The organism is Klebsiella sp. 141153 (assembly GCF_032601995.1).
Classification (GTDB): domain Bacteria; phylum Pseudomonadota; class Gammaproteobacteria; order Enterobacterales; family Enterobacteriaceae; genus Klebsiella; species Klebsiella aerogenes.
The window spans coordinates 207,762-227,644 of sequence record NZ_JAQIRJ010000004.1 but is presented as its reverse complement, the minus strand read 5'-3'; the positions used below and the strand labels follow the sequence as shown (position 1 = coordinate 227,644).

At 57.3% G+C, this 19,883-nt stretch carries 19 protein-coding genes; 8 read left to right on the top strand and 11 right to left on the bottom strand.

Translation table 11 applies throughout. From position 1 onward, the window contains the following. Positions 1 to 22: 22 nt before the first annotated feature. The 6 genes from yiaY to PGS10_RS09610 all read right to left on the bottom strand — a co-directional run bounded on the left by yiaY (position 23) and on the right by PGS10_RS09610 (position 6,895). The gene (gene yiaY / locus PGS10_RS09635) at positions 23 to 1,174 is read right to left on the bottom strand and encodes an L-threonine dehydrogenase (protein ID WP_316422792.1); all 1,152 of its coding nucleotides are present in this window, start codon (positions 1,172 to 1,174) and stop codon (positions 23 to 25) included. Between the two features lie 169 nt (positions 1,175 to 1,343). After that, positions 1,344 to 3,200 carry a selenocysteine-specific translation elongation factor gene (gene selB / locus PGS10_RS09630; protein ID WP_045390675.1) on the bottom strand — a complete coding sequence of 619 codons (1,857 nt, stop codon included), beginning with the start codon at positions 3,198 to 3,200 and terminating at the stop codon, positions 1,344 to 1,346. Continuing rightward, positions 3,197 to 4,585 (bottom strand): L-seryl-tRNA(Sec) selenium transferase, encoded by a 1,389-nt coding sequence (selA, locus tag PGS10_RS09625; protein ID WP_316422790.1) that lies wholly within the window; start codon positions 4,583 to 4,585, stop codon positions 3,197 to 3,199. The genes selB and selA overlap by 4 nt, the downstream gene beginning before the upstream one ends. Before the next feature lie 105 nt (positions 4,586 to 4,690). Continuing rightward, positions 4,691 to 5,299, bottom strand: coding sequence for a glutathione S-transferase (locus tag PGS10_RS09620; RefSeq protein ID WP_047078823.1), 609 nt, complete (start codon positions 5,297 to 5,299; stop codon positions 4,691 to 4,693). 91 nt (positions 5,300 to 5,390) lie between these two features. Next, positions 5,391 to 6,527 (bottom strand): HlyD family secretion protein, encoded by a 1,137-nt coding sequence (locus PGS10_RS09615; protein WP_042893612.1) that lies wholly within the window; start codon positions 6,525 to 6,527, stop codon positions 5,391 to 5,393. Positions 6,528 to 6,529: 2 nt separating this feature from the next. Beyond that, the gene (locus PGS10_RS09610; protein ID WP_315711859.1) at positions 6,530 to 6,895 is read right to left on the bottom strand and encodes a DUF3302 domain-containing protein; all 366 of its coding nucleotides are present in this window, start codon (positions 6,893 to 6,895) and stop codon (positions 6,530 to 6,532) included. A 538-nt stretch (positions 6,896 to 7,433) separates the two neighbouring features. Here PGS10_RS09610 and mtlA point away from each other — a divergent pair. The 3 genes from mtlA (at position 7,434) to mtlR (ending at position 11,190) form a co-directional block, all read left to right on the top strand. Beyond that, entirely contained in the window at positions 7,434 to 9,344 is a 1,911-nt protein-coding gene (gene mtlA, locus PGS10_RS09605) for a PTS mannitol transporter subunit IICBA (RefSeq protein ID WP_047047680.1), read from the top strand. A 101-nt stretch (positions 9,345 to 9,445) separates the two neighbouring features. Further along, positions 9,446 to 10,594 (top strand): mannitol-1-phosphate 5-dehydrogenase, encoded by a 1,149-nt coding sequence (gene mtlD, locus PGS10_RS09600; protein ID WP_316422788.1) that lies wholly within the window; start codon positions 9,446 to 9,448, stop codon positions 10,592 to 10,594. Beyond that, positions 10,594 to 11,190, top strand: a complete 597-nt coding sequence (gene mtlR, locus PGS10_RS09595) for a mannitol operon repressor MtlR (RefSeq protein ID WP_045390658.1) — start codon at positions 10,594 to 10,596, stop codon at positions 11,188 to 11,190. Before mtlD ends, mtlR begins: the two co-directional genes overlap by 1 nt. On the opposite strand, the gene PGS10_RS09590 is transcribed toward mtlR, so the two are convergent. Continuing rightward, positions 11,179 to 11,403 (bottom strand): hypothetical protein, encoded by a 225-nt coding sequence (locus tag PGS10_RS09590; RefSeq protein WP_045390655.1) that lies wholly within the window; start codon positions 11,401 to 11,403, stop codon positions 11,179 to 11,181. The two genes, mtlR and PGS10_RS09590, sit on opposite strands and share 12 nt — an antisense overlap. A 275-nt stretch (positions 11,404 to 11,678) precedes the next feature. Between PGS10_RS09590 and PGS10_RS09585 the strand changes: the two genes are divergently transcribed. From PGS10_RS09585 to trmL, 5 genes are all read left to right on the top strand, one after another. Then, positions 11,679 to 12,041, top strand: coding sequence for a YibL family ribosome-associated protein (locus tag PGS10_RS09585; RefSeq protein WP_015369186.1), 363 nt, complete (start codon positions 11,679 to 11,681; stop codon positions 12,039 to 12,041). 300 nt (positions 12,042 to 12,341) lie between these two features. Next, positions 12,342 to 13,997 (top strand): L-lactate permease, encoded by a 1,656-nt coding sequence (lldP, locus tag PGS10_RS09580; RefSeq protein WP_047047673.1) that lies wholly within the window; start codon positions 12,342 to 12,344, stop codon positions 13,995 to 13,997. Beyond that, the gene (gene lldR, locus PGS10_RS09575; RefSeq protein WP_015369184.1) at positions 13,994 to 14,767 is read left to right on the top strand and encodes a transcriptional regulator LldR; all 774 of its coding nucleotides are present in this window, start codon (positions 13,994 to 13,996) and stop codon (positions 14,765 to 14,767) included. The genes lldP and lldR overlap by 4 nt, the downstream gene beginning before the upstream one ends. Continuing rightward, entirely contained in the window at positions 14,767 to 15,951 is a 1,185-nt protein-coding gene (gene lldD, locus PGS10_RS09570) for an FMN-dependent L-lactate dehydrogenase LldD (protein ID WP_316422867.1), read from the top strand. The genes lldR and lldD overlap by 1 nt, the downstream gene beginning before the upstream one ends. A gap of 277 nt (positions 15,952 to 16,228) precedes the next feature. Next, the gene (gene trmL, locus PGS10_RS09565) at positions 16,229 to 16,702 is read left to right on the top strand and encodes a tRNA (uridine(34)/cytosine(34)/5-carboxymethylaminomethyluridine(34)-2'-O)-methyltransferase TrmL (protein ID WP_045359275.1); all 474 of its coding nucleotides are present in this window, start codon (positions 16,229 to 16,231) and stop codon (positions 16,700 to 16,702) included. Between the two features lie 439 nt (positions 16,703 to 17,141). Here trmL and cysE read toward each other — a convergent pair whose 3' ends face one another. The 4 genes from cysE to grxC form a co-directional block, all read right to left on the bottom strand. Beyond that, positions 17,142 to 17,963 (bottom strand): serine O-acetyltransferase, encoded by an 822-nt coding sequence (gene cysE / locus PGS10_RS09560; RefSeq protein ID WP_004106845.1) that lies wholly within the window; start codon positions 17,961 to 17,963, stop codon positions 17,142 to 17,144. Between the two features lie 80 nt (positions 17,964 to 18,043). Then, positions 18,044 to 19,063, bottom strand: a complete 1,020-nt coding sequence (gene gpsA / locus PGS10_RS09555) for an NAD(P)H-dependent glycerol-3-phosphate dehydrogenase (protein WP_015369181.1) — start codon at positions 19,061 to 19,063, stop codon at positions 18,044 to 18,046. Then, the gene (secB, locus tag PGS10_RS09550) at positions 19,063 to 19,530 is read right to left on the bottom strand and encodes a protein-export chaperone SecB (RefSeq protein WP_015369180.1); all 468 of its coding nucleotides are present in this window, start codon (positions 19,528 to 19,530) and stop codon (positions 19,063 to 19,065) included. The genes gpsA and secB overlap by 1 nt, the downstream gene beginning before the upstream one ends. A 60-nt stretch (positions 19,531 to 19,590) precedes the next feature. Further along, positions 19,591 to 19,842 (bottom strand): glutaredoxin 3, encoded by a 252-nt coding sequence (gene grxC / locus PGS10_RS09545; RefSeq protein WP_015369179.1) that lies wholly within the window; start codon positions 19,840 to 19,842, stop codon positions 19,591 to 19,593. Positions 19,843 to 19,883: the final 41 nt, after the last annotated feature.

Here is a 19,883-nt window from a genome sequence, read left to right as displayed (position 1 = left end):
CGCCGCCGGGGAGTTTTTAGGATTACATCGCGGCGCGGAAAATCGCCATGATTTCTTCGTGGGTCGCCTGAATCGGATTGGTTAAACCGCAGGCATCTTTCAGCGCGTTGCTGGCCAGTAGCGGAATATCCTCTTCTTTAACGTTCAGATCGCGCAGACCGGCCGGAATGCCGACTTTACGCGCCAGCTCGCGGATAGCCGCGATGCAGGCTTCCGCCCCCTGTTTATCGTTTAGCCCGGCAACGTTCACGCCCATCGCCTGCGCGCAGTCACGCAGACGCACGGCGGCGACGCTGCAGTTATACTCCTGCACGAATGGCAGCAGGACGGCGTTGCAGACGCCGTGCGGCAGATCGTAGAAGCCGCCCAGCTGGTGCGCCATCGCGTGGACATAGCCCAGCGACGCGTTGTTGAAGGCCATCCCGGCGAGGAACTGCGCATAGGCCATTGCTTCACGCGCCTGTTCATTACCGCCATCTTCCACTGCGTGAGTTAAATTCTGTGAAATCATGGTCATCGCTTTCAACGCGCAGGCATCGGTGATCGGCGTAGCCGCGATAGAAACATAGGCTTCGATAGCGTGAGTCAGCGCGTCCATACCGGTAGCGGCGGTCAGTGATTTCGGCATCCCCATCATCAGCGAAGAGTCGTTAACCGACAGAACCGGCGTCACGTGCTTATCGACAATCGCCATTTTGATGTGGCGATCGACATCGGTGATGATGCAGAAGCGGGTCATTTCCGAAGCCGTACCGGCGGTGGTATTGATAGCGATCATCGGCAGTTGCGGTTTTGCCGAACGGTCCACCCCTTCATAGTCACGGATGTTGCCGCCGTTTGCCGCGACCAGCGCGATCCCTTTCGCGCAATCGTGCGGCGAACCGCCGCCCAGAGAAATCACGCAGTCGCAGTTATTCTCTTTCAGCAGCGCCAGGCCGTTTTCGACGTTCAGAGTCGTCGGGTTCGGGTGCACGCCGTCATACACCACGCTGAAGATATCCCGTTCCTGTAACGCCTTTTGTACTTCACCCGCCATACCTAATTTATTCAGCATCGCGTCGGTGACGATTAATGCCCGACGATATCCGTATTGCTGGATAGTATTCATCGCTTCAGTAACAGAACCAGCGCCAATAACGTTTACTGGCGGAATATAAAAAGTCGATGCAGCCATGATGATTCCTTCATTTAGGTGAATATCATGGAAGGGTACGAGGATGTCGCAATAAAAAACATGACCTGAACGCCATTTTTGGCAAGAAATTGGATGAAAAACAGTACGTTAATATCTTTATTTTTAACGTACTGTTAAACATTACCGGCTTAATTTTTCATTTGCGTTATTATTCGCCGTTTTTATTTTCAGGGAATAACAGCGCGTCGCGGAGAAGATGATCGTTACCACGACGGCGGGTAAAGCCAATGCGGTCGAAATATTCAAGAATTTGAATCGCCAGTTTACGGCCAATATTTAACGTATCGCGAAAATCCGCTGCGCAGGTGGAACCGCGCTGCAGATCCAGTCGGCGGATCAACTGCGCAAATTCAACGATGCGATCGTTGCGATAATAACGATCTTTTACGATCGCCGTAATCATCCCCTGCTGCGCCGCCTGGCGCAGCACCGCGCGCATCAACGACTCTTCGACGTTCAGATCGCGCGCCAGGTCGCGTACCCACCATGGCTCATCGGCGAAGAGCGGTTCCACGCGCTGCCAGATGGCCTGCTGCTCATCGGTAAACCCGGCTTTATGCTCCGGCAGGTGCAGCCAGCCGTGATGGCTTTGAATGACGCCGCTGCTGCGCATCTGTTCAATCAACAGCAGCACCAGCGCTTCATCTTCCATCGGCAGCGCAATTCGCCGCAGGCGTTCACGACCGGGCCCCGGCTCATCTCGATGCTGGTCGTGATAACGGGCCAGAGCGTCGAGCAGCTTTTTCTGCCAGCGGGCGGCCAGCGGCGCGCTAAGCAGACTGTTACCGGCCTGCAGGTAATCCGGACGGTTAATTAATGCCGTCAGGCCGTCGGCGCTCAGCTGCCGCGCCCAGGCAAACTCGTCAAGACGCACCGCATCGCGCTGCAGATGAATATCCAACGCCTGCGCGTCGTCTCGCGCGGCGGCGAGCAAAGAGAGCCACTGCAAATATTCCGGTTTGCGTTTACCGCGGCGCGGCGGATTCAGCGTCACCACCCGCGCGCCAGCCAGCGTCAAACGGGCGGAGATATCGCGCAACACCAGGCGATCGTTATCCGCCAGCCACAGCGGGGTATCCAGCACCAGCTCGGCCAAATTGCCTTCCAGTAGCGAAACGCGGCCGGTGATATGGCTGGCGGCATGGTGGATGTGCAGCGACTGCCACTGGCTGAGCGGCGCGTGGCAGGTGAGCTCGACAATCGCCCGCTCGCAAGGTTCTGCAGGCTGCGCCGAGAGCAGCCAGTCGCCGCGGCTGAGATCCTCTTTTTGCGCGTCGCCGACGATGTTCAGCGCGATACGCTGCCCGGCCCGCGCCTGTTCAACCGGCTGATTCTGCGCATGCAGCCCGCGGACGCGCATGGGTTTATTGGCGCCGGTCAGCCAGAGGGTATCGCCGATTTTTACCTCGCCGGATAACGCCGTTCCGGTCACCACCAGCCCCGCGCCCTTGACGGTAAAGGCGCGATCCAGCGCCAGACGAAAACGCTGCTGTCGCGGATGCTCGCGCTCAGCCAGCTGAAGTAAATGGCTGCGCAGTTCGGCAATGCCGAGATTTTCCGTCGCCGCGGTGGCGAAGAAAGCAGCGGCGTCGAACCCCAGCTCGCTCAGCGTGGATTCTACCTGCGCCCGAACTTCGGCAACGCGCGCCGCTTCCACGCGGTCCGTTTTGGTCAACGCGACGGTTAACGTCGGTTTTCCCGTCAGCTGCAGAATCGCCAGATGCTCGCGGGTTTGCGCCATCACGCCGTCATCGCAGGCCACCACCAACAGCGCGTGATCGATCCCGCCCACGCCGGCCAGCATGTTGGACAAAAACTTTTCATGCCCCGGAACATCGATAAAACCCAACACCCGGCCATCGGGCTGCGGCCAATAGGCGTAGCCGAGATCGATAGTCATCCCGCGTGATTTCTCTTCCGGCAGGCGATCGGCGTTGACGCCGGTAATCGCCTGCAGCAGCGTGGTTTTGCCGTGGTCCACATGACCGGCGGTGGCAATAATCATCTCAATAACATCTCCATAAACCGGGGTTCATCTTCAAGACAGCGCAGATCCAGCCACAGACGGCCATCATAGATTCTGCCGATCGTCGGTATCGGTAAGGCGCGCCAGCGGGCGGCCAGCGCTTCCAGCTGGCTGCCGCGACCATCGCGCGGCGTAAAGGTTAACGCGGCGCTGGGCAGTCGGTCGACCGGCAACGACCCGCTGCCAATCTGCGATAAACACGCTTCAACGCGCACGTCAAAATCGCTATAGTGCGCCGCTAACGCAGGCTGTATGCGCTCGCCCTGCTGGCGAATATCCTCGGCGCGGCGGGTTAGCAAGCGTAGCGTCGGCAGCTCGTCGGCCAGCGCTTCCGGATGCAAATACAGGCGCAGAGTCGCCTCCAGCGCCGCCAGGGTCATTTTATCCGCCCGCAGCGCGCGCTTAAGCGGATGACTCTGTAACTTCGCGATCAGCGACCTGTCGCCGACGATAATCCCCGCCTGCGGCCCGCCGAGCAGCTTATCGCCGGAAAAGCTCACCAGGTTCACGCCCGCGGCAATCAATTCCTGCGGCATTGGTTCTTTCGGTAAACCGTACTGGCTCAAATCTACCAGCGAGCCGCTGCCGAGATCGGCCACCACCGGTACGCCATATTCGCGGCCAATTTCCGCCAGTTCCGCTTCATCAATCGCTTTGGTAAAGCCTTCAATGCTGTAGTTGCTGGTATGCACTTTCATCAGCAGGGCGGTCTGCTCATTGATAGCCTGACGATAATCTTTAGCATGGGTGCGGTTAGTGGTGCCCACTTCATGCAGCAGACAACCGGCCTGGCGCATGACGTCGGGGATGCGAAATGCGCCGCCGATCTCGACCAGTTCGCCGCGCGAGACCACCACTTCTTTCCCGCTGGCCGTCGCCGCCAGCATCAGCAGCACCGCCGCCGCGTTGTTATTGACGATACAGGCATCTTCCGCGCCGGTAATGCGGCACAGCAGATCGGCCAATGCCCGGTCGCGATGACCGCGTCCGGCATCGTCGAGATCGTATTCCAGCGTGACCGGCGCGCGCATCGCCTGCGCTACCGCCTGTACCGCGGCTTCCGCCTGGATTGCGCGCCCCAGATTGGTGTGCAGCACGGTGCCCGTGAGGTTGAATACCGGACGCAACGCGCTCTGCTGGTTAAGATTCAGCCGGCTGGCGGTCTCTTGCGGCCAGTCGTCGCACCACTCTGGCAATGCCTGCGCCTGGCTGATATGCTCCCGCGCCTCATCCAACATCTGGCGCAGCAGCGCCACGATTTGCGAATGGCCATGACGATCGAGCAGTAAAGCAAAAGCGGGATCGCGAAGTAAACGATCAATGGCCGGAAGCCGGGTATAAAGCGCGCGAGTATCGGTAGACATGAGTGAACCTGACGATAAGTTATTTTCCCCCCTCCCGACGGGAGAGGGAGTCAACAATGAGTGGCGATTGTAACGCCTGCGCGAGGAAACTGTTACCTGCCTGGGTCAACTCCCTGGCGGTTCGGTACGCGCAAAACTGGTGCGCTGAAATAAGGTCTCGACCAGTTTGACCAGTTTTGGCCGCGTCGCGCACCATCCGGGAGCCACGCGACGGAAATTCAGATAAGCAATGGCGCAGGCGGCAGTAATGGTCGCCAGATTCAGTTCACCATTACGCAAGGTACCGTCGGCGGCATACCCTTCCAACATATCAAGACCGCGGGCGATTTTTTCCCGCTGGCGGAGCAGCTCGGTTTCTGACTGCTGGGCCGCCGGACGCGCTTTTTCCCGCACCAGCGCGATCGCCGCCTCCATGATGCCGTCAGATAAGGCTTCCAGCTGGCGTATCTTCAGCGCCGCCAGAGGTTCCGCGGGCAGCATCGCCGGCGCGACGTTAAGCAGTTCCAGATATTGCGCAATAATGGGCGAATCAAACCAGCACGCGCCGTCATCGGTCAGCAGCGCCGGGACTTTACCCAGCGGGTTGTACTGCGCCACGCCGTTGACGTCGTTATAGGGGAGTTCGTTCACAAACTCGAAGGGAATCGCCTTTTCCAGCAAGATGACGGAAATTTTACGTACAAAAGGACTGGTATAGCTGCCGATAAGTTTCATTGCCTGCTCCTTTCGCCAACGAAAAGATCAGTATGGTTCAGGCGCAGGCAAATGGCAGGCGCGACGTTGTCTCAACCTGCCGCCGATCGCATTAATGATCGAGATAGAGGTAGTGCATCCAGCTGGTCATGCGCAGCAGCACTTTTCTCATCACCGACACGTGGGTGAAATGGTCGGAATAGACCGCTACCTGGGCGTAGATGCCGTCGGGCAGCGCATCGACTTGCGCATCGGGATCCAGTTCAATCGTCGCCAGCACGCCATCGGTACCCGGCGTGACGCTCAGCGACTGCAGCGATCCCTGCGCCTGATAAGTCCCCCCCGGCACCACCGGCAATACGTTTACCAGTTTACCGTGGAATACCTGCCCTGGCAGTGCGTTAAACACCGCTTCGGCATCATCGCCGGCTTCCAGCCTGAGCAACGAATTCTGGCGGAACTGGGCGACAATCAGCCGTTTTTGTTGCGGAATAAAGACCATCACCGGGCGCAGCGGCAGCGACGCGGCGTAGGTTCCCGGGCGAATCAGTACCTGGGTAATGTAGCCATCGCTCGGCGCCCGGACGGTGGTCTGATCGAGATTATATTTCGCTTCCGCCAACTGCGCGCGCAGGCTCACCACCTGCGACTGTTCGCCATTCAGCGTGCTATCCAGTTGGCTCTGAATCTGCGCCTGCTCGGCGACGGAGGCTTTCACCAATGCATCCTGGGCAAGGTAGTTTTGCCGGGCATTATCGATATCGCTTTCCGAAAACGGGTTGACCCGCGCCTGGCTGCCTTTCAAATAGCGCTGATAATCTTTATACAGCCGGTCGCGCTCGGCGGAAACGCGCACGGTGTTCGCCTGCGCTTCCTGCAGTTGGGCTTTCAGGGTGTTGATACTGTGCAATGCGGTGACCAGATCGGCCTGCAGTCGGTCGACACGCGCCTGGTAGCGCGCCGGGTCGATAGTAAATAATACCTCGCCCTTTTTCACCCGCTGGTTGGCTTTATCGGTCACGCTGCTGACAATGCCGGTAACCTGCGGCGTAATAGGAATGGAAATAACCGCTTTCTGCGCCGTAAAAGTATAAGGGTGGTTATAGTTCATCAATAAAATAAGCGCGCTAACAATAAATACGCCGCCCAGGGCCGCGGTCGGGACCGTCCATTTATTTACCGGAATACGGAATATTTTAAATACCGACCACGCAATGGCCACGTACGTCAAAATGATCAACAGGTCCATGATTATTTCTCCGTCGAGGATGGCGGCGCTGTCGGCTGCAGATGCGCGATTTTATGTTCGAGTTCAGCGATACGCTGATTGAGCTGCGCCAGCTCGCTGTCGGCATCATCAGGCCCTGCTTCATTCGGCTTATGCTGCATTCCCCAGCCGCGCTCCGGCTGATAGAGGGTGGCCCAGATCCATAAAAATGGCCATATTACGTGCAGCGTAAACAGGCTGACCCACCCCGCGACGTGAATTGCGTCAGAGTGCGGATGATTACGTTTCTTCGCAATCAGGTACGGAATATCGTGCAAAATAATAATCCCGTAAAAAATAACCAGAAAAACGAAGATCAGAACGCCCAGCGCAAAATAATTGAGAAACATAATTTCCTCGATTCACGCTAATAGATTATTGGAATTGTGAGCGACCGCGAAGCGGCGCCTGGCTGACAATTTGAGCATAATTCACCGTATTCATTTCCGCCATCAGCGGCAAAAAATGTTCTTCATGCAGGCGAGTTGCAAAGTTACATCGTTGGCCGTTGGGGAAGACAGAACCTGCCGCAGATCACACAAGACGGAATTGAGCGCAAAATATTTTGTGATTCATATCACAAACAAATAACAAAACAGCAAAGTTATAATGTGACAACCATCACATAAATATGCGATTTATGGCCTCCCATTACGTGTTGTTGTTTTTTTACACATCATTTTTGTGATTGAGATCACTACATATAAGTACCAGCCCCCTATATTTATGTGATGCACATCACATAAAAAGTCACTTGCTGGACAGCTTAACGATTCAGTGCCAGATTTCGCACTATCAATCAGGGTCCGGCTACCTCTGCCGCCACATTAACAACAAACCTCGGGCGTTCAGCCTGCGCGATAAGCAAAACAGAAGAAGGGGTGTTTTATGTCATCCGATATCAAGATCAAAGTGCAAAGCTTTGGTCGTTTCCTCAGCAATATGGTGATGCCGAATATCGGCGCGTTTATCGCGTGGGGGATTATCACCGCGTTATTTATTCCAACAGGGTGGTTGCCGAACGAGACGCTGGCGAAGCTGGTCGGCCCGATGATCACCTATCTGCTGCCGCTGCTGATCGGTTATACCGGCGGTAAGCTGGTGGGCGGCGAACGCGGCGGCGTCGTCGGCGCTATCACCACCATGGGCGTTATCGTCGGCGCGGATATGCCGATGTTCCTCGGTTCGATGATCGCCGGTCCGCTCGGCGGCTACTGCATCAAGAAATTTGACGCCTGGGTAGACGGTAAGATCAAATCCGGTTTCGAAATGCTGGTGAATAACTTCTCCGCCGGTATCATCGGGATGATCCTTGCCATTCTGGCGTTCCTCGGCATCGGCCCGGCGGTTGAAGTGCTGTCAAAACTGCTGGCGGCCGGCGTTAACTTCATGGTGGCGCACGACATGCTGCCGCTGGCGTCTATCTTTGTTGAACCGGCGAAAATCCTGTTCCTCAATAACGCGATTAACCACGGTATCTTCTCGCCGCTGGGTATTCAGCAGTCCCATGAGCTTGGCAAATCCATCTTCTTCCTGATTGAAGCTAACCCGGGTCCGGGGATGGGCGTCCTGCTGGCGTACATGTTCTTTGGCCGCGGCAGCGCGAAGCAGTCTGCGGGCGGTGCGGCAATCATTCACTTCCTGGGCGGTATTCACGAAATTTACTTCCCGTACGTGCTGATGAACCCGCGTCTGATTCTGGCCGTTATCCTCGGCGGTATGACCGGCGTCTTCACCCTGACTATCCTCAACGGCGGCCTGGTTTCTCCGGCTTCCCCAGGTTCCATTCTGGCGGTACTGGCGATGACGCCAAAAGGCGCCTACTTCGCTAACATCGCGGCCATTATTGCGGCGATGGCGGTCTCCTTTATTGTCTCTGCCATCCTGCTGAAAACCAGCAAAGTGAAGGAAGAAGACGATATCGAAGCCGCAACCCGTCGCATGCACGACATGAAAGCCGAGTCCAAAGGCGCGGCGACGCCGCTGGCCGCGGGCGACGTGGCTAACGACCTGAGCCACGTGCGTAAAATCATCGTTGCCTGCGACGCCGGTATGGGTTCCAGCGCCATGGGCGCCGGGGTACTGCGTAAGAAGGTGCAGGATGCCGGACTGAGCAACATTTCGGTCACCAACAGCGCGATTAACAATCTGCCGCCGGATGTCGACCTGGTGATCACCCACCGCGACCTGACCGAGCGCGCCATGCGCCAGGTACCGCAGGCGCAGCATATTTCGCTGACCAACTTCCTCGACAGCGGCCTGTACACCAGCCTGACCGAGCGTCTGGTTGCGGCGCAGCGCCACATCGACAACGAAGTAAAGGTCACCGATAGCCTGAAAGATAGCTTTGATAATGACGACAAAAATCTGTTCCAGCTGGGCGCGGATAACATCTTCCTGGGGCGTAAAGCGGCCACCAAAGAAGAGGCGATTCGCTTCGCCGGTGAACAACTGGTGAAAGGCGGATACGTTGAGCCGGAATACGTGCAGGCGATGCTTGACCGCGAGAAGCTGACCTCGACCTATCTTGGCGAATCCATCGCCGTACCGCACGGTACCATCGAAGCGAAAGACCGGGTGCTGAAAACCGGCGTCGTCTTCTGCCAGTATCCGGAAGGCGTGCGCTTCGGCGAAGAAGAAGATGAAGTCGCGCGTCTGGTCATCGGTATCGCCGCTCGCAACAACGAACACATTCACGTTATCACTAGCCTTACCAACGCGCTGGATGATGAAACCGTGATTGAGCGGCTGGCGAAAACCACCAGCGTCGAAGAAGTCCTGTCGTTGCTGAATAAATAACCACAACGCTCCACGCCCTCTCCCTTTGGGAGAGGGTTGGGGTGAGGGAAAAGCCTCACCCCAGCCCTCTCAGGTAAAAACATTAATTGAAGGTTAATACTATGAAAGCATTACATTTTGGCGCAGGTAATATCGGACGTGGCTTCATTGGCAAACTGCTGGCTGACGCCGGTATCACCCTCACGTTCGCCGATGTCAATCAGGTGGTCCTTGACGCCCTGAATGCCCGTCATAGCTATCAGGTTCACGTAGTGGGCGAAAACGAACAGGTTGACACCGTCTCCGGCGTGAATGCCGTCAGCAGCATTGGCGATGAAGTGGTGGATCTGATCGCCGATGTCGACCTGGTGACCACCGCCGTCGGTCCCGTCGTTCTGGAGCGTATCGCTCCGGCCATCGCCAAAGGCCTGGTGAAACGCAAAGCGCAGGGTATTGAACGCCCGCTGAATATCATCGCCTGCGAAAACATGGTGCGCGGCACCACCCAGCTGAAAGGCCATGTGTTTAACGCGCTGACGGAAGAAGATAAATCGTGGGTTGAAGCGCATATCGGCTTCGTCGATTCCGCCGTAGACCGTATCGTGCCGCCGTCGGCTTCCGCCACCAACGATCCGCTGGAAGTCACCGTTGAAACCTTCAGCGAATGGATTGTGGATAAAACCCAGTTTAAGGGCGAGCTGCCGAACATCCCAGGAATGGAATTAACCGATAACCTGATGGCATTTGTCGAACGTAAGCTATTCACCTTAAACACCGGGCATGCTATAACCGCCTACCTCGGGAAACTGGCGGGCCATCAAACGATTCGCGACGCGATTCTTGATGAGAACATTCGCGCCGTCGTAAAAGGCGCAATGGAAGAGAGCGGCGCGGTGCTGATCAAACGCTACAGCTTTGATGCGCAGAAACACGCGGCTTATATCCAGAAAATCCTTGGTCGCTTTGAGAACCCGTATCTGAAAGATGATGTGGAGCGCGTCGGCCGCCAGCCGCTGCGTAAACTGAGCGCGGGCGATCGTTTGATCAAGCCGCTGCTTGGCACGCTAGAATACGGCCTGCCGCACCGGAACCTGGTAAAAGGGATTGCCGCGGCTATGCATTTCCGCAGCGAAGACGATCCGCAGGCGCAGGAGCTGGCGGCGCTGATTAGCGAAAAAGGCCCACAGGCCGCGCTGGCGCAGATTTCCGGCCTGGATGCGGCAAGCGCGGTAGTGGCGGAAGCCGTTAACGACTACAACGCGGTAAAATGATGTACAACCTGGCGCGGCCGATGCCGCGCCCAATACCACTCCTGTCCGATATGCAGGCAATAATGGAAGAAACACAGGCATTTGAAAACCGCGTACTTGAGCGTTTAAATGCTGGTAAGACCGTAAGAAGTTTCCTGATAGCCGCCGTCGAACTCCTGACGGAGGCGGTCAATATTCTGGTACTTCAGGTATTCCGCAAAGACGATTACGCGGTGAAATACGCAGTGGAGCCATTGCTGGATGGCAGTGGGCCGCTGGGCGACCTTTCCGTACGCCTGAAGCTTATCTACGGCCTTGGGGTGATAAGCCGCGCCGAATACGAAGATGCCGAGCTATTGATGGCGCTGCGTGAAGAGCTCAATCATGACGGTAATGAGTACACTTTCACCGATGATGAAATTCTCGGGCCGTTAGGCGAACTGCACTGCGTCGCCGCGCTTCCGCCGACGCCGCTGTTTGATGAGAGCGATAGGGAACTGCTGGCAATGCAGAAACTGCGCTACCAGCAGATGGTACGTTCAACGATGGTGTTGTCTCTGACTGAGCTGATTTCTCGAATCAGCTTAAAAAAAGCCTTCCAGAAATCAACGCTCTGACTCCGTTTCTTGCTGGTCGCACGTCGGCCGGTACAGCTGCCGGTAATACTCCAGACGACTCAGGAATAGCTCCTTTTTATCCTCAGGAATATCGCGCGGTATCCGCTGTAAACGCGGGCATTTTTTCAGATATTCCATAAACGCCTGGCTCGAGGCCATGAAATCTACCGTTTTATCGATGATACGTGGTACGCCGTCGCCGATTTTCGCCATCACGCTCTCCTCTGTTCAGGGGGATCTTATTAAGGATTGGCGAAAAAAAGGGAGCAAGTTGAGGAAAACGTGCGGAATGGCCGTCAGGCCTCACAAAAATGACAAACAGCTTAATTAAAACGACAATATCATTATTTTTCAAATAATTATAATCTATCTGGTCTCATGCTTATGGCCGTATAGCCGCGAGTATTTCGATAAAAAACTATCAACAAAGGCCCGCCCGGCCCATACTATGTAACGTCGAAGCCCTTTTATTCACAGATAAAATTACCATGAAAGAAGTCGAAAAGAATGAAATCAAGCGTTTGAGCGACCGTCTCGACGCCATCCGCCACCAGCAGGCCGACCTGTCGCTGGTCGAAGCCGCCGATAAATACGCGGAGCTGGAAAAAGAAAAAGCGACCCTGGAAACGGAAATCGAACGTCTGCGTTCCGTCCAGTCGCAGAAGCTGAGCAAAGAAGCGCAGAAGCTGATGAGCATGCCGCACCGTCGCGCTATTACCAAGAAAGAGCAGGCCGATATGGGCAAGCTGAAGAAAAGCGTGCGCGGACTGGTTGTCGTCCACCCGATGACCGCGCTGGGCCGCGAAATGGGCCTCAAAGAGATGACCGGCTTCGCGAAGAGCGAGTTTTAATCTTTTGCCCGCTGTGAGTTCGTCGTCTATTACCCGGTAGCCCTACCGGGCCGTGAACTCACAGCCAATTTCTCCTTCCCCACCAAATTGGCCCAACCAATTATTTCTTAAACCGTCAATCGGTTCACATATCCATCACTTTGCATCACAAACACGTTGCCACATCATAACATTTGGTTAACCATCAATTGTCGTTAACCCTACAATCGCAATTTGGCTGGGCCAATTTTACAAACAGTGTGATCGGCAATGGGCGCAGACCCAACCTGACGCACTGGATGTGGCCCGATGGAGACCTGCATGAACCTCTGGCAACAAAATTACGATCCGGCTGGTAATATCTGGCTATCGAGCCTTATCGCCTCACTGCCGATTCTGTTTTTCTTTTTCGCCCTGATTAAGCTCAAGCTTAAAGGCTATATCGCCGCCACCTGGACCGTTGCCATCGCGCTGCTTGTCGCCCTGCTGTTCTACAAAATGCCGGTCGATCGCGCTTTATCGTCGGTGGTATACGGCTTCTTCTACGGCCTGTGGCCTATCGCGTGGATTATTATCGCCGCGGTCTTCGTCTATAAAATCTCGGTGAAGACCGGGCAGTTCGACATTATCCGCTCGTCGATTCTTTCGATTACGCCGGATCAGCGCCTGCAGATGCTGATTGTCGGCTTCTCCTTTGGCGCCTTCCTCGAAGGGGCCGCCGGTTTCGGCGCGCCGGTGGCGATTACCGCCGCGCTGCTGGTCGGGCTCGGCTTCAATCCGCTGTACGCCGCCGGGCTGTGCCTGATTGTTAACACCGCGCCGGTGGCTTTCGGCGCCATGGGGATCCCGATTCTGGTCGCCGGCCAGGTCACCGGCATCGATAGCTTCGCCATCGGTCAGATGGTTGGCCGTCAGCTGCCGTTCCTGACCATTATCGTGCTGTTCTGGATCATGGCGATTATGGACGGCTGGCGCGGGGTGAAAGAGACGTGGCCGGCGGTGATGGTCGCGGGTGGTTCGTTCGCCATCGCGCAGTACCTCAGCTCCAACTTCCTCGGCCCGGAACTGCCGGACATCATCTCTTCGTTGGTGTCGCTGGTATGCCTGACGCTGTTCCTCAAACGCTGGCAGCCGGTACGTATCTTCCGCTTTGGCGATATGGGCGCCGCGCAGGTTGATCAAACCCTGGCGCGCACGCATTACACCGTCGGTCAGGTCATTCGCGCCTGGTCGCCGTTCCTGTTCCTCACCGCTACCGTCACCCTGTGGAGCGTGCCGCCGTTTAAAGCGCTGTTTGCGCCGGGCGGGGCGATGTATGACTTCGTGGTTAATATTTCGGTACCGTTCCTCGACAAAATGGTCGCCCGTATGCCGCCGGTGGTGAGCGCCGCGACGCCATACGCCGCGGTGTATAAATTCGACTGGCTGTCGGCGACCGGCACCGCCATTCTGTTCGCCGCTATACTGTCTATCGTCTGGCTGCGTATGAAGCCGAAGGATGCGCTGACCACCTTCGCCGGGACGCTGAAAGAGCTGGCGCTGCCGATTTACTCCATCGGCATGGTGCTGGCGTTCGCCTTTATCTCGAACTACTCCGGGCTGTCATCGACGCTGGCGTTGGCGCTGGCGCATACCGGCCACGCGTTTACCTTCTTCTCGCCGTTCCTCGGCTGGCTGGGGGTTTTCCTGACCGGTTCGGATACCTCGTCTAACGCGCTATTCGCCGCGCTGCAGGCGACGGCAGCCCAGCAAATCGGCGTCTCCGATATTCTGCTGGTCGCCGCGAATACCACCGGTGGGGTGACGGGCAAGATGATTTCGCCACAGTCGATCGCCATTGCCTGCGCCGCGGTAGGCCTGGTGGGTAAAGAGTCGGACCTGTTCCGCTTTACCGTCAAGCACAGTCTGATATTCACCTGCATGGTGGGCCTGATTACCACGCTACAGGCGTATGTCTTAACCTGGATGATTCCGTGAAAGTGATGCCAAAACGCCTGGCTGACGACGTCGCAAATCGCGTCCGGGCGCTGATAGAAGAACAACAGCTGGAGGCGGGCATGCGTTTGCCCGCCGAGCGCCAGCTTGCCGTCCAGCTCGGTGTTTCACGCAATTCGCTGCGTGAAGCGCTGGCGATGCTGGTCAACGAAGGGGTGCTGCTTAGCCGTCGCGGCGGCGGCACCTTCGTGCGCTGGCAGCATGAGCCCTGGTCGGAGCAAAACATCGTCCAGCCGCTGAAAACGCTGCTCGCCGACGACCCCGACTACAGTTTTGATATTCTCGAAGCCCGCCACGCTATTGAAGCCAGCACCGCCTGGCATGCGGCGATGCGGGCCACCGACGCCGAAAAAGAAAAAATCCGCCTCTGTTTTGAAGCCACCCTCAGCGATGACCCGGATCTCGCCTCACAGGCGGATGTTCGCTTCCACCTGGCGATCGCTGAAGCCTCGCATAACGTGGTGCTGCTGCAAACCATGCGCGGTTTCTTCGAGCTTCTGCAATCCTCGGTGAAGCAGAGCCGCCAGCGCATGTATCTGGTGCCGCCGGTGTTCGCGCGTCTGACCGAACAACATCAGGCGGTGATGGAAGCGATCTTCGCCGGCGACGCGGAAGGCGCGCGCCAGGCGATGATGGCCCACCTCGGTTTTGTCCACGCCACCATTAAACGTTTTGATGAAGACCAGGCCCGCCAGGCGCGCATTACCCGCCTGCCCGGTGACCACAATGAAAATTCCAGGGAGAACTCGTGATGATTATTTCCGCCGCCAGCGACTATCGCGCCGCCGCACAGCGTATCCTGCCGCCGTTTCTGTTCCACTATATCGACGGCGGCGCCTACACCGAACACACCCTGCGCCGTAACGTTGAAGACCTCTCCGACGTGGCGCTCCGCCAGCGCATTCTGCGCAATATGTCGGATTTGAGCCTGGAAACCACGTTATTCAACGAGAAGCTGGCAATGCCGACGGCGCTGGCGCCGGTCGGGCTATGTGGCATGTACGCGCGCCGCGGCGAAGTGCAGGCGGCGGGTGCGGCAGACGACAAAGGCATCCCGTTTACCCTCTCTACCGTTTCCGTTTGCCCGATTGAAGAGGTCGCCCCGACCATCAAACGCCCGATGTGGTTCCAGCTGTACGTCCTGCGCGATCGCGGATTTATGCGTAATGCGCTGGAGCGCGCTAAAGCCGCAGGCTGCTCCACGCTGGTCTTTACCGTGGATATGCCGACCCCCGGCGCGCGCTATCGCGACGCCCATTCTGGCATGAGCGGCCCGAACGCCGCCATGCGCCGCTACTGGCAGGCCGTCACTCATCCACAGTGGGCATGGGACGTCGGCCTCAACGGACGCCCGCACGATCTGGGTAATATCTCCGCCTATCTCGGCAAACCGACCGGTCTTGAGGATTACATCGGCTGGCTGGCGAATAATTTCGATCCGTCAATTTCATGGAAAGACCTGGAGTGGATCCGCGATTTCTGGGACGGCCCGATGGTGATCAAAGGGATCCTCGACCCGGAGGACGCCCGCGATGCGGTGCGCTTCGGCGCTGACGGCATTGTCGTCTCCAACCACGGCGGCCGCCAGCTTGACGGCGTGCTCTCTTCCGCCCGCGCCCTGCCCGCCATTGCCGATGCGGTTAAAGGCGACATCACTATTCTCGCCGACAGCGGCATCCGCAACGGTCTCGACGTGGTGCGGATGATCGCCCTTGGCGCCGACAGCGTACTGCTGGGCCGCGCGTATCTGTACGCGCTGGCGACCCACGGCAAGCAGGGGGTGGCGAATCTGCTCAATCTTATCGAGAAAGAGATGAAAGTGGCGATGACGCTGACCGGGGCGAAATCCATCAGTGAAATCAGCCGCGATTCGCTGGTGCAGAATGCCGAAGCGCTGCAGACCTTTGATGCGCTCAAGCAGGGCAACGCCGCGTAATTCCCTCACTCTCCCCCTCTCCCAAAGGGAGAGTGGATCATCCGGCTGGCATCGGTTTTCTCCCTCTCCCAAAGGGAAAGAGACCGTCCGGCTGGCATCGGTTTCTCCCTCTCCCAAAGGGAGAGAGACCGTCCGGCTGGCATCGGTTTTCCCCCTCTCCCAAAGGGAGAGAGACCGTCCGGCTGGCATCGGTTTTCCCCCTCTCCCTCTGGGAGAGGGTCGGGGTGAGGGTTCGGCAAATATCTGCTATTCTGCCCCCCGCAATTAAGGGGGCAGTATGCTGAACATCGTGTTATTCGAACCAGAAATCCCGCCGAACACCGGCAATATCATCCGCCTGTGCGCCAACACCGGCTTCAATTTACATATCATTGAGCCAATGGGCTTTACCTGGGACGATAAACGCCTGAGACGCGCCGGGTTGGATTATCACGAGTTCACCGCCGTACAGCGCCACGCGGATTATGCGGCGTTTATCGCCAGCGCGAAGCCGCAGCGCCTGTTCGCCCTCACCACCAAAGGCACGCCCGCCCACAGCGCGGTAAGCTATCAGGATGGTGATTTCTTGATGTTTGGTCCGGAAACGCGCGGCCTGCCGGCCAGCATCCTCGATGCCCTACCGGCGGAGCAAAAAATCCGTATTCCGATGATGCCGGACAGCCGCAGCATGAACCTGTCAAACGCGGTGTCGGTGGTGGTGTATGAAGCCTGGCGCCAGTTGGGATACCCGGGCGCCGTGTTACGCAGCTAACCTGAGCGGTTCCCGGATTGCGGCGCGTTGCGCCTTATCCGGGCTACATCTTTATCAATGGCTGCTGAAACTGCCGGTATTGGTGGCCTCAAAATCGCTGAGACGTTCCCGGAAGGCCGGGGCAGCCCGCATGGATGCGGGCTGAGGGCCGTGTTTTGCACGGACGCTGCCTCGGCCCGACCCGAAGCCTGCCGGGATAAGTCGAAGGCACCACGAAGTGGCGATTTTGGCGGCCAGAGCCCGGGAGTACAGAGGGCGGCGGCGATTGGCCGCCCTCTGTGCGCTCCCTGCGCCATGAAAGGCATAACGCAGAAGAAATATTAGGAGCGCAATGTGCTCTAAATTAACACAAAGCACATGTTTTTTCCGGACCAGAACAGTTGCAAACTGATAACAGATATCTACATTTTTGAGCTTCGCGGCGGCAAATGGCAATAAATCAAATCCCGTCGCCGTACTCGAAGGTATGGTGGATGCCATTAAAATGCTGATCCATATCCATCGCCGGTTTGTCGCTCTCCGGCTTACCGACGATGCGCGCCGGTACGCCTGCGGCGGTGGTATGCGGCGGCACAGGTTGCAGCACCACGGAACCGGCGCCAATCTTCGCCCCGCGCCCGACTTCGATATTGCCGAGGATCTTCGCCCCGGCGCCAATCATCACGCCTTCGCGAATTTTCGGGTGACGGTCGCCGCTGGTTTTGCCGGTACCGCCGAGGGTCACGGACTGCAGAATGGATACGTCGTCTTCAATCACCGCCGTTTCACCGACCACGATACCGGTGGCGTGGTCGAGCATGATCCCACGGCCAATCTTCGCCGCCGGATGGATATCGACCTGGAACGAGACGGAGACCTGGTTCTGCAGGAAAATAGCCAGCGCGCGGCGCCCCTGATTCCACAGCCAGTGGCCGATGCGGTAGGCCTGCAGCGCATGGAAGCCTTTCAGGTACAACAGCGGCGTTGAGTATTTATCGACCGCAGGGTCGCGGGTACGTACCGCCTGGATATCACAGGCGGCGGAAGCGATCATCTCAGGGTCAGCGGCATAAGCCTCTTCCACTACTTCGCGAATGGCGATAGCGGGCATAATCGGCGAGGCCAGCTTATTCGCCAGCATATAGCTCAGGGCGCTGCCCAGATTTTCGTGCTTGAGTAGCGTTGCGTGGTAAAAACTGGCGAGCATCGGCTCACAGTCGGCCAAAGCCCGGGCTTCGGCTTTAATATTGTTCCAGACGATATCCAGTTCTTCACACGGCATTGCATACTCCAGACGGTAAGAATTATGACCGGTCAGTTCTTCGCTGACCGGGTCATACAGGTAACAGACTTTCCCTGCGGCTAGTTGGCGCTGCGTTCGTCCTTGCGTGCGCGACCCAATAAGGTCAATGCTGCCTCGCGCGCAATTTTTCCGCAATACAATACCTGATAAATTTCCTCGGTTATTGGCATTTCGACGCCTAAACGCTGCGCCAGAACGCGAACCTCTTTGGTATTGCGATAGCCTTCAACCACCTGGCCAATCTTGTCCTGCGCGCTTTGCACGTCCATGCCCTGTCCGAGCATCATGCCAAAACGGCGGTTTCGCGATTGGTTATCGGTACAAGTCAGTACCAGGTCGCCCAACCCGGCCATGCCCATGAAGGTTTCCGGATCGGCGCCCAGCGCCGCCCCGAGACGGGACATTTCCACCAGACCACGGGTGATCAACGCCGTACGGGCATTCGCGCCAAAGCCGATACCGTCAGACATCCCGGCGCCGATGGCGATAACGTTTTTCACCGCGCCGCCCAGCTGCACGCCGATAAAGTCCGGGTTGATGTAGACGCGGAAGCTTTTACCGCAGTGCAGCAGGCGCTGAAGGTCTTCCGCAAACTGCGGATCCGTCGCCGCCAGAGAAATCGCCGTCGGCAGGCCGGCGGCCAGCTCTTTGGCGAAAGTCGGACCGGAGATGACCGCTAATGGGATGTCATCGCCCAGCGCTTCACGCGCCACGTCCTGCAGCAGACGGCCGGTTTCGGCCTCCAGGCCTTTCGTCGCCCACACCAGACGCGCATCTGAACGCATCAGCGGTTTAATCTGGCGCAAAACCTGACCGAAGACGTGGCTCGGCACCACCACGAGGATATCGCGGCTGGCGGCCAGCGCCGTCGCTAAATCGCTCTCAAGGCGCAGCGTGTCCGGGAAGGGCACATCGGGAAGGAACGCGGCGTTGCAGCGATCGTGTTGCAGCGTCGCGATATGTTTCGGGTCATGGCCCCAGAGGACAACCTCGTGGCCATTTCTTGCCAGGGTGATGGCAAGAGCGGTGCCGTAAGAGCCGGCACCGATCACAGTCATTGCAGCATTAAGCGCGTTCATCAGGCATCCTGATGTTGTTCAGCACCTTCGCCAGCCTGCTGTTGCAGATAGTTCATAAACAGCGCGTCAAAGTTCACCGGCGCAAGGTTGAGTTGCGGGAAGGTGCCGCGGGAAACCAGGCTGGTAACAGTCTCGCGAGCGTACGGGAACAGAATGTTCGGGCAGTACGCGCCGAGGCAGTGCGCCATCTGGTTGCCATCGATGCCGTCGATGGAGAAGATGCCGCCCTGCTGTACTTCGCACAGGAATGCGGTTTCTTCGCCCAGCGATGCCGTTACGGTGACACGCAGCACCACTTCATAAACGCCTTCAGCCAGCTGGCTGGAAGCGGTATCCAGATCAAGTTTAACTTCCGGCTGCCAATCTTTCTGGAAAACTTGCGGCGCATTTGGCGCTTCGAAGGAAACGTCTTTGGTGTAGATGCGCTGAATCTGGAAAGTCATTTCGGTGCTGTTTTGTTCTGACATAGTAAAACCCTTTCGTGTTGTCCTTAAATACGCGGCCCCTGAATGGGGAAAACGTAAAAATTAGCGCAAGAGGGGATCAAGTCCACCACGTGAATCAAGCGCATACAAGTCGTCACAGCCGCCAATGTGCTGCGCATCAATAAAAATCTGCGGAACCGTCGTCCGGCCGCTGCGCTGGATCATCTCTTCACGCTTTGCGGCATCGCCATCGATAGGCAGTTCGTTGAACGTCACGCCCTTGCTGTTCAGCAGCGCTTTGGCGCGGATGCAGAACGGGCAGGTCGCTTTGGTATAGATCTCAATATTGGCCATGACTCACTCCTGTTTTTACCCCGAGGGATTTTACGCCGCAG

Coding starts and splice junctions, on each gene's coding strand:
- yiaY (WP_316422792.1), bottom strand. CDS start 1,174: ATGGCTGCATCGACTTTTTATATTCCGCCAGTAAACGTTATTGGCGCT.
- selB (WP_045390675.1), bottom strand. CDS start 3,200: ATGATTATTGCCACCGCCGGTCATGTGGACCACGGCAAAACCACGCTG.
- selA (WP_316422790.1), bottom strand. CDS start 4,585: ATGTCTACCGATACTCGCGCGCTTTATACCCGGCTTCCGGCCATTGAT.
- PGS10_RS09620 (WP_047078823.1), bottom strand. CDS start 5,299: ATGAAACTTATCGGCAGCTATACCAGTCCTTTTGTACGTAAAATTTCC.
- PGS10_RS09615 (WP_042893612.1), bottom strand. CDS start 6,527: ATGGACCTGTTGATCATTTTGACGTACGTGGCCATTGCGTGGTCGGTA.
- PGS10_RS09610 (WP_315711859.1), bottom strand. CDS start 6,895: ATGTTTCTCAATTATTTTGCGCTGGGCGTTCTGATCTTCGTTTTTCTG.
- mtlA (WP_047047680.1), top strand. CDS start 7,434: ATGTCATCCGATATCAAGATCAAAGTGCAAAGCTTTGGTCGTTTCCTC.
- mtlD (WP_316422788.1), top strand. CDS start 9,446: ATGAAAGCATTACATTTTGGCGCAGGTAATATCGGACGTGGCTTCATT.
- mtlR (WP_045390658.1), top strand. CDS start 10,594: ATGTACAACCTGGCGCGGCCGATGCCGCGCCCAATACCACTCCTGTCC.
- PGS10_RS09590 (WP_045390655.1), bottom strand. CDS start 11,403: ATGGCGAAAATCGGCGACGGCGTACCACGTATCATCGATAAAACGGTA.
- PGS10_RS09585 (WP_015369186.1), top strand. CDS start 11,679: ATGAAAGAAGTCGAAAAGAATGAAATCAAGCGTTTGAGCGACCGTCTC.
- lldP (WP_047047673.1), top strand. CDS start 12,342: ATGAACCTCTGGCAACAAAATTACGATCCGGCTGGTAATATCTGGCTA.
- lldD (WP_316422867.1), top strand. CDS start 14,767: ATGATTATTTCCGCCGCCAGCGACTATCGCGCCGCCGCACAGCGTATC.
- trmL (WP_045359275.1), top strand. CDS start 16,229: ATGCTGAACATCGTGTTATTCGAACCAGAAATCCCGCCGAACACCGGC.
- cysE (WP_004106845.1), bottom strand. CDS start 17,963: ATGCCGTGTGAAGAACTGGATATCGTCTGGAACAATATTAAAGCCGAA.
- gpsA (WP_015369181.1), bottom strand. CDS start 19,063: ATGAACGCGCTTAATGCTGCAATGACTGTGATCGGTGCCGGCTCTTAC.
- secB (WP_015369180.1), bottom strand. CDS start 19,530: ATGTCAGAACAAAACAGCACCGAAATGACTTTCCAGATTCAGCGCATC.
- grxC (WP_015369179.1), bottom strand. CDS start 19,842: ATGGCCAATATTGAGATCTATACCAAAGCGACCTGCCCGTTCTGCATC.